Origin of the sequence: Bradyrhizobium sp. UFLA01-814 (assembly GCF_046718885.1) — a bacterium.
Taxonomy (GTDB): Bacteria; Pseudomonadota; Alphaproteobacteria; order Rhizobiales; family Xanthobacteraceae; genus Bradyrhizobium; species Bradyrhizobium elkanii.
The window spans coordinates 20,979-32,060 of the sequence record NZ_JAQOSR010000105.1; the positions used below are offsets into that span (position 1 = coordinate 20,979).

Consider the following 11,082-nt stretch of genomic DNA (forward strand, 5'->3'; position numbering starts at 1 on the left):
CATGATCGCGCTTCTGGGCCGACCGGATCCGGCAACCACGCAGGCCATTCAGTTCGCGCGCGGCATTCTCGAGGGGTCGGCGACCGCGTTCTACGAGGTCGACGGCAATTTGACCCTCAACCGCTTCGTGCTCAGCAGCAACGTGCCGCCGAGTTTCCACGATCAGTATCTTGCCGGCATGAACCGGCTCGATCCGTTGCATCCGCGCTCGGCAAGCAACCGGCCGATTGCACGGCTGAGCACAGCGCTCGACCAATGCGCGACCCAGGAGGCGGCGACCTATCGCGCCTTCGCCGGCCAATGCGGCGTCGCCGATATGATCGAGTTCTTCTTCCGCCGCAACGACCGCATCGTCGCCGGAATGAGCGTGCTGTGGGCGCCGGGCTGCACGATTCCCGACGGCAGCATGCACATTGCGGAGAAGATCCACGACTATCTCGAATTCAACCTGACCAGCCGCCTGTCGTCGAACGCCGACGAGCCGGCGCGCTTTGGCCTGACCTCGCGCGAGATGGAAGTGGTCGAGCTCTTGTGCTGCGGACGAACCAACCGCGAGATCGGCGAATGCCTGAACATCGGTCTCGCGACGGTGAAGACGCATCTGATCCATATCTTCGAGAAGCTCGGCGTCGAGACCCGCTCTGCGGTGGTGGCGATGATGTCGCGGCCGCATTGAGGCGCGGGCTGTCGATTACGAGTCCGCGGCACTTTCAGCACGTCGTCCCTGCGAAAGCAGGGACCCATACGCCGCGGCGGATGTTGTGAGGGGATCTGTCGTTCCAGCGCCGTGAAACAATAAACATCGGTGGTTATGGGTCCCTGCTCCCGTGCGCAATTGCGCACTAGGCAGGGACGACGATGAGGATGGTTCTCGCGTGAGATGCCACGCACACGATCGTCGTCCTGGCGAAAGCCAGGACCCATAGACACCGCACTTGATGATGAACGGGATCGTGGCCCCGGCGTCGTGCAACAATTGAGATTTGGGGTAATGGGTCCTGGCTTTCGCCAGGACGACACTGAGTTTGTGGCGCCGCTTGAGTCACACATCCGCGTTCTCGCGACTGATTTGCCCGAGTCTTGCGCTTCGTTCCGCCCTCTCCTGAACAGAGGGCGCAGGGAAAGCCGGGTGCCGATCGCACCCATGGGCCCCGTGCAAAAGGTAGAAAGCACGGGGGTAGGACCACAGGTGTAACCGGAAACACTCCGGCTTTCCCTGCGCGATGGGCTACGGCTTATACGTGCTCTCCCCGGTGAGACTGGGCTTTTTTGTCACCGCCTTCGCAAAAGCGCTTACGCGTTTTGCGAGAGGACACCTGCCGCTAGGGCGTCAGGCCTGCACGATTTCACCGTCCGCCTCATGCGCACTCGTCAGTTGCGCAATCGGCGTCCACCGCATCTCGACCCACGTTCGTGACGACCGCGAAGCGCCCCTCGATTGGGTGAGACGGGTAATCTATAGCACTGAGTTGAGCTTCTGATAAAGCGAAATGTTTTCGCGCGCGGGGATTGACAGGTTTTTGCTGTGTTGCCCGTCGGGTTGATTTGTCGCATCCGGAATTGGGCGGGACCGTCGCTTCGTGGGCCCGAAGCGGCGATCCCTGATCGCGCGAGGTGCATGGTCGGGTGTGGGTAAATGTCGGCCAATCCGCACGACTAGGGACATAGTAAATCGACGAATGCACGCGGCAATTGCCATTCTGAGCTAGCCCCTGCGTAACAGATTTAGTGGCTACTGAATCCAGCGGCGCAAAAGTGGTAGCGCGGCGCAGCAATTGCGGTTCCTGGTGGATGGGATTCAGGAGAAAGGCGTAACGTCATGGCTGGAGGCTGGCCGCTACAGCCTCCGAAGCCGCCGTTAGCCCCAGCTCACCCCCTGAGCTGGGGCGCGCCGGAGCGCACGAAGGGTAGGCCAATCAGAGGCGCGAGCTGACTCTCGTCGTCGCGCCCTTCGACGCTGCCTTTGACTTTGCGCGCATCGTCACGCCATGTCTGGAAGATGCTGCAATTCGGGTGTGTCGCTTGCCGGCCAGCCTTGTGTGCCTTGATACCGTACGATGAGCAGCATACTCCCGACCATCGACCGGTGCGAGATGCGCAGGGTCTCCATTCAAATATGGACGTCCAACTCCGAACTGCTTTTCGTGCTCGTCGATCCATTTCCATAATCTCTTGGTCTCGCTTGCACGCTCCTCCTTGCTCCCGCCATTCATGCTGACGACGTCTGCGGCGAGCCCGTGACCATAGCCTCCACGCGAGCTGCCACCGTGATAAGATTTGTCATTTGCGGCCTTCAGCCCGTTTGCAATCGATTGACGGTAGTCATCGCGGAATCCGCTTGTGATCCCGGGTGCCAGTCCGGCCTGTTCCGCTGCATGGAGCATATAGAACAGCTTCAGCTTGAAGGCTCGATCCATCCCTCCGATCACGTAATCCATCAGAGGCATGCGGGCTCTTTCTGCCGCCTTGGGGTCTTTCCATCCGAAGTCATTTTCGACCCGCTTCGGGAAGCTGCGTGTGACGGTGATCAGCTTGCGCTTCCGTTTGATGATCACGTCCCTTTTTTCGTACACGACGATCCAGTCGGTCTTCGGCGCGCGCATGTAAAGCGCGCCAAGGAACCGGTCGATGCACCTCTCGGCAACAAAGCATTCGTCCAGGACCAAGACTGTATCGACATTGTCCGGAGCGGCCTTGAGCGGGTCGACAACGTTGGTCGTGGATACCTGCTCAGTTTGCTTCTCGGTTGGTGTCGTCGGCAGAGCCTCGGGCGACGCTCGGTCCGCATCCGGCAATGCACTCCCGTTGGCATCGGATTGAGCCGACGGTTCGGATGCCGTCACCTGTCGGCTCGACTCCTCATTGGGCGACGCTGCGCGCACGTCGTGAACAACGGCGCAGCATGACAGTGAAACCAGAGACGAGGCAATGCGTAACCAACCAGCCCCGCAACCGAACCGACTTCGCTTGGCGCCATGAAGCCCTTTGAGAGATGACATCGGCATTGGCAGTCAACATGAGCGAAATTGATCAGGTAGCGTGCCATCGCGCTCCGGGCTTGGCAACCAGTTACCCACTACGAATCGCTGCCGAGCACGCAACTATTCAGACAGGCCGAAAGAATTCCTCACGCGCAGGTTTGACAGGTTTTGCCCAGTTGCCCGTCGGACTAATTCGCCGCGTCCGGGAAGCATCTAGCGGGATAAGCCTCGTCCGCATTCACCGATCCACCGTTAGGTGGATTGCCGCTCACGGCGCGGCCAGCCGAGAGTCCGCCAAGGACCGGTGTCGTATTCGACAATGTTGGCGAGCGGCTGCCGCTCGCAACATCAGAGGATTCGACATGCGCGATTTCATGGCCATCGGCCGCTCGGTGGCGGTTGCGGAGCGTGGCATGGCCGCAACCTCCCACCCGCAGGCGACGCTGGCCGCGGTCGAGATGCTGAAGGCCGGCGGCAATGCCGTCGATGCCGCGGTGGCGGCGGTCGCGGTGCAGGGCGTGGTCGAGCCGCAGATGACCGGGATCGGCGGCGACTGCTTCGCGCTGTATTCGCCTGACGCCGGCGAGCCGATCGCGCTGAATGGCTCTGGCCGCACGCCGGCCGCGACCGATGCCGAGAAATTTGCCGCATGCGGCGCGCGCGACATTCCGCCGACCGCGCCCGAGGCGGTGACCGTGCCCGGCGCGATCGATGCGTGGTGCAGGCTGGTCGCCGATCACGGCAGCAGGTCGCTGGAGGAGATCTTCCGGCCGGCGATCTCGGCTGCCGAGCGAGGCTTTTGCGTGACGCCGCGCGTCGCGGAGGACTGGCGCCGCTTCCGGGCCCGGATCGAGATCGACGGCAATGCGGCGGCGCAGTTCCTGCCCGGTGGCAGGGCGCCTGAGGTCGGCGACATCCGTACGCAACCCGCGCTCGGCCGCACTCTTCGCCGGATCGCGCAGCACGGGCGCGACGCGTTCTACGCGGGCGAGGCTGCCGACGAGATGGTGGCCATCTTGCGCGTCCTGGGCGGCGCTCACAGCAGCGACGATTTCGCCGCCCAGACCTCCGACTATGTGCGCCCGATCTCGGCGCGGTACCACGACCACGACGTGGTCGAATGTCCGCCGAACGGGCAGGGCCTGGCAGCGCTGATGATCCTGCGCACGCTTGCAGGCTTCGATGTCGGCAAGCTCGGAGAGGCCGATCGCATCCATCTGCTGGCCGAAGCCACCAAGGCCGCCTACCGCGCGCGCGATGCGTTCTTCTGCGATCCCGCCACCGGCAAGGTCGATCCGGCCGCTTTCCTTGCCGACGACTATATCGGAAGGATTCGCGACAAGATCGACATGCGCCGCGCATCCGCGCCCGCGACCTGGGACGATATCGAGCACCGCGACACCGTCTATGTCACGGTGGTCGACCGCGACCTCAATGCCGTGTCGCTGATCAACTCGCTGTTCTATCCGTTCGGCAGCGGCATCTACGCGCCGAAATCGGGCGTGCTGTTGCATAACCGCGGCTGGAGCTTTCGCGCCAGGCCCGGACATCCCAATTCGCTCGGGCCGCGCAAGCGGCCGATGCACACCATCATCCCGGGCCTGCTGCGCAAGGACGACAAGACCGTGATGTCGTTCGGCGTGATGGGCGGGCATTACCAGGCCGCGGGCCATGCCAATCTGCTGTCGAACATCTTCGACATGCAGATGGATATCCAGGCCGCCGCCGAGGCGCCGCGCTCCTTTGCCTTCGACGGCGCGCTGTCGCTGGAGACGACCATTTCTCCAGGGATACGCGACGACCTTCGCGCCCGCGGCCACGATGCCCGGTTCTCGGAGGAGCCGATCGGCGGCTGCCAGGCGATCCGCATCGACCATGCGAGGGGCGTACTGTTCGGTGCCTCCGACCACCGCAAGGACGGCCTGGCGCTGGGCTTCTGACGGGCGATGGGACTATGTCGACTAGCGTCCGCAACGGGACTCCGCTCCCTCGCCCCGTTCTTACGGGGAGAGGGTTGGGGTGAGGGGCTGTCTCCGCGTATCCGGCGATAGTGCGTTTGCGGAGGCTCCCCCTCACCCGGAACGCATCTACGATGCGTTCCGACCTCTCCCCGCAAGCGGGGCGAGGTGAAGCGGGGCCTGCCGCAAGATTTGAAATGAAGTCACCGCGCGCTAGGCGCCGCGCCGCCCGCATCGCGGCAGGCGGCGGAGCATCCACCGGACGGTGGATTGTTCCAAATGCCGACATGCCGAACGTTTGGCCATCATGCCGGCGTCGTGCGCGGTTCAGCCCTGTGCACCGCACGGTGAGAGGCTGATCGCTCCAGGCTTTCCCAATCGAGAAGTTTGATCCGTATGAACAGGACATTCGCCGACACGGTCTTCCGCAACGGCCGGATCTACACGTCGAACCGCGGGCAACCCTGGGCGACATGCGCGGCCGTCAAGGCCGGCCGGTTCATCGCCGTGGGCGAGGAGCGCGACGTCGCGGCGCTGATCGGCGAGGGGACGGCGACCGTCGATCTCGGCGGACGCATGGCGATGCCGGGGATCGTCGACATCCACAATCACATCATGATGGGCGGGCAGGCCGATCTCTACGAGCTGCGCTTCTCCAACGCCGACAGCATTCCAAGGATCGCCGAGACCTTGCACAAGGCCGCGTCGGCTGCTGCGCCGGGCGCCTGGATCGTCGGCGGGCAGTTCGGCAACAATCTCCTGAACGAGATGAACACCGCGGAGTCCTGTGCGCTGCTGGACGCGGCCTGCCTCGGGCATCCCGTCGTGCTGCGCGACGACACCTATCATAATCGCTGGGCGAGCTCGGCGGCGCTGCGGCTGGCCGGCGTTGCGGCCGATACGGCTGACCCGACCGACGGCGAGATCGGCCGCGACCTCAAGACCGGCACGCTGACCGGGATCATGATCGAGGCCGCCTCGGGCCTGGTCGAGCGGGCGCTCGCGGCTTCCGGTCACTACACGGCCGAGATGGACCGCGCGGCGGTGGCGCGTTCGATCTCGGTGCTGAATGCCTATGGCGTCACCGCCTTCATCGACGCTGCCAGCATGCAGCCGATCATGGCGGCGCTGAAGGGCCTCGACGACCGCGGCGAGCTCACGGCCTGGGCGGTCTGTGCGATGCCGGTGGTCGAGCCGGGTTTCATGTTCGGCAAGGCCGGCGAGGAGCTGTTCGCGCTGCGCGAGGACTACCGCGGCGCGCACGTGAAACCCGACTATGTGAAGGTGTTCCTCGACGGCGTACCGGGCGCCAAGACCGCGGCCTTCCACGAGCCGTATGTGGCCGATCCCGTGCGCGGCTGCTGCTTCCGCGGCGCCACCATGCTGACCGTGCCGGACCTGATCCGCTGGCTCGGGCGCTGCGAAAAGCTCGGCCTTGCCGCGAAGATCCATTGCGCGGGCGATGCCGCGGTGACGCAGGCGCTCGACGCCATCGATGTCGTGCGCAGCTTCAACGGCCCGACCCATCTGATCCATCAGATCGCGCATGCGAGCTATATCGCGCCCGACGATATCAAGCGCTTCGCCGAGCTCGGGGTCGCGGCCGATCTGTCACCGATCATCTGGTATCCGACCATCTTCCTCGAGGCGCACAAGGCCGCGATGGGCGAGGAGCGGGCGCAGCGCTTCTGGCCGAACCGCGATCTGAAAGAGGCCGGCGCGCTGATGGCCGGCGGCTCGGACTGGCCGGTAATCCCGATCCCCGATCCCTGGCAGGGCATCGAGGGCATGGTGACCCGGCAAAATCCGACCGGGGATTTTCCCGGCAAGTCGCTGTGGGCGGAGCAGGCGCTCGACCTCAAGACCGTGATCGACATCTACACCATCGATGCCGCACGCGCGGCCGGCCTCGGCCAGTCGATCGGCTCGATCGAGGTGGGAAAGTCCGCCGATTTGATCGTGCTCGACCAGATGATCTTCGACATCCCGCCGGATCAATTGGCCGATACACGGGTCGAGATGACCTTCTTCGAGGGCCGCAAGGTTCACGAGCGGGGCGCGTGATGGGCACGGTGGATCAGATCCCGGTGACGGTGCTGACCGGCTTCCTCGGCAGCGGCAAGACCACGGTGCTGAACCATTTGCTGCACCAGCCAGAACTCAATGGCGTCGTCGCCATCATCAACGAGTTCGGCGAGGTGGCGCTGGATCATCTGCTGGTCGAGAGCAGCGAGGACCGCTTGGCGCTGCTCGACAATGGCTGCATCTGCTGCTCGGTGCGCGAGGATCTGATCGAGACGCTGGCCGACCTTGCGTCGCGCCGCGCTGACGGCACGATCCCGCCGTTCCACCGGGTGCTGGTCGAGACCACCGGGCTCGCCGATCCCGTGCCCGTGCTGCACACGCTGATGACGGCGCCCGATGTCCTCAGTCGCTACCGGATCGACGGCGTGGTCGCGACCGTCGATGCCGTTAATGGTGTGCACACCCTTGCGGCGCATGGCGAGGCCGTCAGGCAGATCGCGGTCGCCGACCGGCTGCTGGTCACCAAGACCGACCTTGCCGCCGGTGATGCACTGGCGCGGCTTGACGCCCAGCTTGCGGCGATCAATCCGGTCGCGACGCGCTCACACGTGCGGAACGGGATCGTCGATCCGGCGAAAGTCCTCGATGCCGGGCTGTTCGATCCGGCGGCGCGCTCCGCCGATGTCGTGCGCTGGTTCGATCTGGCGTCGCAGGCGGCCAACGCGCCGCACCATCACGGGGATCATGACTGCGAGGATGAGGCGTGCGGCCACCACAGCCATCACGCGCACGATGCGGGCGTGTCGTCCTACAGCCTGATCATCGACGAGCCGATCCAGCGCGAGGCGTTTGCGCGCTGGCTCGACTATGTCGCGGCGCTCAAAGGCGAGGACCTGCTGCGCTTCAAGGCGATCGTGCACGTCGCCGAGCAGCCCGACGCGCCCATGGTGGTGCACGGCGTGCAGCACGTGTTCCATCCGCCGATCACGCTTGCCGGCTGGCCGTCGGCGGACCGGCGCTCGCGGCTCGTCTTCATCGTGCGCGGCATCCCGCGCCGGATCATCGAAAACACCTTGTGCAAATTCGCCGCGGTGAGCCGTGCGGCGATCCAGCGATCGGCTGCGTGAGCCGCAGTCAGGCATTTTCATCATTGGTTGTGGAGGGAGAGGGACATGACTGAGACAAAGAACAATACCGCGTCCGGCCGGCTCGACCGGCGCACGCTCTTGAAAGTGGCCGGTGCCACCGGTCTCGCATCGGCGATGAACGTGCCGCTGGTCAATGTCGCGCGGGCCGCCGGCAACACCATCAAGATCGGCTGGGTCGGCTGCCTCTCCGGCGTCCGGGCGCAGTTCGCCGAGCCCGATCCGTGGATCCATGAGCGCATCAAGGCGCGGCTGAAGGACGGCCTGAAGATCGGGGGCAAGACCTATCAGGTCGAGCTGGTGTTCAAGGACAATCAATCCGATCCGAACCGCTCGTCGGTGATCGCGAGCGAGCTGGTGCTGCGTGAAAAGTGCGACCTGATCCTGATCGAGGATGGCGACGCCCAGCCGCCGGTGCAGGAGCTCGCCGACGCGCGCGGCATTCCCACCATCTCGACCATGGTGCCGTGGCAGGGCTGGATGTTCCCGCGCAAGTCGACGCCGGACAAGGGTTTTCCCTACAGCTACCATTTCTTCTGGGGCGCCGACGACGTTGCGAAGAACTTCTTGGGCATGTGGCAGTCGGTCGAGACCAACAAGAAGGTCGGCACGCTCTACATCGACAACCCGCCGGGCCAGGCGTTCTCCGATCCGAAGCTCGGCCTGCCGGCGGGCATCTCGGCGGCCGGCTATCAGGAATTCTCGGCCGGCAAATTCCAGATCGCGACCGACGACTTCACCAACCAGATCGCGCTGTTCAAGAACAACGGCGTCGACATCGTCTCCGGCTTCACATTCAGCAATCACTGGGTGACGCTGTGGAACCAGGCCGCCCAGGCCGGTTTCAAGCCGCAGATCTGCACGGTGGCGGCGGCCTTCCTGTTCCCGGCTGCAGTTAATGCGCTCGGCGATCGCGGCGACGGCATGTCGACCGAGGTGTGGTGGACGCCGGCCTATCCGTTCAAGTCCTCGCTGACCGGGCAGAACGCTGGCGAGCTCGCCGCGGAATGGGAGAAGACGACAGGCAAGCAGTGGACCCAGCCGATCGGCTACGCCCATGCGCTGTGGGAGGTCGGGCTCGCGGCGTTGCAGAACAGCGATCCCAAGGACAAGAACTCATTGCGCGATGCGATCGCCGGCCTCGACATGGAGACCGTGGTCGGCCGGGTCAAGTTCAAGGACAGCCCGATCAAGAACGTCGCGGTGACCTCGCTGTCGGGCGGGCAATGGCGCAAGGCCAAGGGCGGCAAGTCGAAATACGAGCTCCTGATCGTGCACAACGGAACGGCGCCGTTCATCCCGAAGCAGGCCGATCTCCAGCCGCTCTCCAAGCTGGCCTGAGATGGCACCGCTTCTGCGCGTCAGCGGGCTGTCGAAGCGCTTTGGCGAGATCGTGGTCGCCGACAATGTCAGCTTCGCGCTGGCGCGCGGCGAGTGCCTCGGCGTGATCGGCCCAAACGGCGCCGGCAAGAGCTCGCTGCTCAACCTGATCGTCGGCCTGCTCACGGCCGACGGCGGCTCGATCATGCTCGACGACAGGGAGATATCAGCCCTGCCGCCGCATCGCCGGGCGCGGATGGGGCTCGGGCGCGCGTTCCAGATCCCGCGGCCGTTCCCGCATCTGTCGGTCTATGAGAACGCGCTGGTCGCGACATCCTACGGCGCGGGCCTCACCGGCGAGGCGGCATCGAGCTGGACCATGGAGGTGTTGCAGCGCACCGGGCTCGACGCCAAAGCGGACAAGCTCGCCGGCGCCTTGCCGCTGATCGACCGCAAGCGGCTGGAATTCGCCAAGGCGCTGGCCTCGAAGCCCAAGCTGATCCTGCTCGACGAAATCGCCGCCGGGCTGACCGAGCCGGAGGTCGAGCGCCTTGTTGCCATCATCCAGTCGGTGAAGGCCGATCACGCCATGATCTGGATCGAGCACATTCCGCACGCGCTGCGCGCGGTATCGGATCGCATCCTGGTGCTCGATTTCGGCCGCAAGGTGCTGGAGGGACCGCCGGCCGAGGTCATGGACAGCGCGGTGGTGCGCGAGATCTACATGGGATTGAAGGCCGATGGCGTTGCTTGATGTGAACGGCCTGCAGATCTTCTACGGCGATCTGCAAGCCGTGTTCGACATGAACTTCACCGTCGCGGACGGCGAGGCGGTGGCGCTGGTCGGCGCCAACGGTGCCGGCAAGTCCACCTTCCTGAAGGCGCTGATCGGCCTCAACGAGGAGCGGCGAGGGGCGGTGCAGTTCGACGGCATCGATATCTCGCAGATGCCGGCCGAAGAGGTGTCGCGGCTCGGCCTCATCATGGTGCCCGAGGGCCGCCTGCTGTTCGACTCGCTGACGATCGAGGAGAACCTGCTGATGGGCAGCGTCAACCGGCGCAAAGGGAGCTGGACCTTGCGGCGGGTGTTCGACCTGTTCCCGATCCTCGAGGAGCGGCGGCGGATGTTTCCCGGCCAGCTCTCCGGCGGCCAGCAGCAGATGGCGGCGATCGGCCGCGCGCTGATGTCGAACCCGCGGCTCCTGCTGTGCGACGAGATCTCGCTCGGGCTCGCGCCGGTCGTGGTCGAGCAGATCTACCGCTCCTTTGCCGACATCCGCCGCGAGGGCACCGCCGTCGTGCTGGTCGAACAGGACGTCAAGCGCGCGCTCGCGACCTCGGAGCGGATCTATTGCCTGTTGAAGGGGCGGGTGTCGCTGACCGGCCCGGCGCAAGGCTTGCAGCCGGAGCAGCTGACGCACGCTTATTTCGGTAACTAGCCAGGATTGGCACGACATGATCTGGGTTGAGACGTTGATCAACGGGGCCCTGCTCGGCGGGCTCTATGGGCTGCTCGGCATCGGGCTCGCTCTGGTATTCGGCGTGATGCGCGTCGTCAACATCGCCCATGGCGAGTTCATGGTGCTGAGCGCGTTCTGCGCCGTGCTGTTCGCCAACCTGTTTCCGCAGGTGTCGCCGCTGTTAATGCTGATC

At 64.8% G+C, this 11,082-nt stretch carries 9 protein-coding genes; 8 read left to right on the forward strand and 1 reads right to left on the reverse strand.

Annotated elements, in window-relative coordinates; translation table 11 throughout:
* Nucleotide 1: 1 nt before the first annotated feature.
* Entirely contained in the window at nt 2-676 is a 675-nt protein-coding gene (locus tag PMN64_RS27630; RefSeq protein ID WP_411782925.1) for a response regulator transcription factor, read from the forward strand.
* A 1,240-nt stretch (nt 677-1,916) separates the two neighbouring features.
* Here the strand turns inward: PMN64_RS27630 and PMN64_RS27635 are convergent.
* Complete coding sequence (locus PMN64_RS27635) at nt 1,917-2,843, reverse strand: D-alanyl-D-alanine carboxypeptidase family protein (RefSeq protein ID WP_411782926.1); 927 nt, start codon at nt 2,841-2,843, stop codon at nt 1,917-1,919.
* Between the two features lie 500 nt (nt 2,844-3,343).
* Here PMN64_RS27635 and PMN64_RS27640 point away from each other — a divergent pair, with 500 nt between their 5' ends.
* From PMN64_RS27640 to PMN64_RS27670, 7 genes are all read left to right on the forward strand, one after another.
* Entirely contained in the window at nt 3,344-4,921 is a 1,578-nt protein-coding gene (locus PMN64_RS27640; protein ID WP_411782927.1) for a gamma-glutamyltransferase family protein, read from the forward strand.
* 414 nt (nt 4,922-5,335) lie between these two features.
* Nucleotides 5,336-7,003: an amidohydrolase gene (locus tag PMN64_RS27645; protein WP_411782928.1), complete on the forward strand. Its 1,668-nt coding sequence runs from the start codon at nt 5,336-5,338 to the stop codon at nt 7,001-7,003.
* Complete coding sequence (locus PMN64_RS27650; RefSeq protein WP_411782929.1) at nt 7,003-8,091, forward strand: CobW family GTP-binding protein; 1,089 nt, start codon at nt 7,003-7,005, stop codon at nt 8,089-8,091. The genes PMN64_RS27645 and PMN64_RS27650 overlap by 1 nt, the downstream gene beginning before the upstream one ends.
* Before the next feature lie 45 nt (nt 8,092-8,136).
* Nucleotides 8,137-9,450: an ABC transporter substrate-binding protein gene (locus PMN64_RS27655; RefSeq protein WP_411782930.1), complete on the forward strand. Its 1,314-nt coding sequence runs from the start codon at nt 8,137-8,139 to the stop codon at nt 9,448-9,450.
* Between the two features lies 1 nt (nt 9,451).
* Nucleotides 9,452-10,183 (forward strand): ABC transporter ATP-binding protein, encoded by a 732-nt coding sequence (locus PMN64_RS27660; RefSeq protein ID WP_411782931.1) that lies wholly within the window; start codon nt 9,452-9,454, stop codon nt 10,181-10,183.
* Entirely contained in the window at nt 10,170-10,868 is a 699-nt protein-coding gene (locus PMN64_RS27665; protein WP_411782932.1) for an ABC transporter ATP-binding protein, read from the forward strand. Before PMN64_RS27660 ends, PMN64_RS27665 begins: the two co-directional genes overlap by 14 nt.
* Nucleotides 10,869-10,884: 16 nt before the next feature.
* Nucleotides 10,885-11,082 (forward strand): ABC transporter permease subunit (locus tag PMN64_RS27670; RefSeq protein ID WP_411782933.1); only part of this gene is annotated, 198 nt, incomplete at its 3' end.

What these genes read in the sequence shown, in the direction of transcription:
- PMN64_RS27630 (WP_411782925.1), top strand. Translation starts at nt 2, where the DNA reads ATGATCGCGCTTCTGGGCCGACCGGATCCGGCAACCACGCAGGCCATT.
- PMN64_RS27640 (WP_411782927.1), top strand. Translation starts at nt 3,344, where the DNA reads ATGCGCGATTTCATGGCCATCGGCCGCTCGGTGGCGGTTGCGGAGCGT.
- PMN64_RS27645 (WP_411782928.1), top strand. Translation starts at nt 5,336, where the DNA reads ATGAACAGGACATTCGCCGACACGGTCTTCCGCAACGGCCGGATCTAC.
- PMN64_RS27655 (WP_411782930.1), top strand. Translation starts at nt 8,137, where the DNA reads ATGACTGAGACAAAGAACAATACCGCGTCCGGCCGGCTCGACCGGCGC.
- PMN64_RS27665 (WP_411782932.1), top strand. Translation starts at nt 10,170, where the DNA reads ATGGCGTTGCTTGATGTGAACGGCCTGCAGATCTTCTACGGCGATCTG.
- PMN64_RS27650 (WP_411782929.1), top strand. Translation starts at nt 7,003, where the DNA reads ATGGGCACGGTGGATCAGATCCCGGTGACGGTGCTGACCGGCTTCCTC.
- PMN64_RS27660 (WP_411782931.1), top strand. Translation starts at nt 9,452, where the DNA reads ATGGCACCGCTTCTGCGCGTCAGCGGGCTGTCGAAGCGCTTTGGCGAG.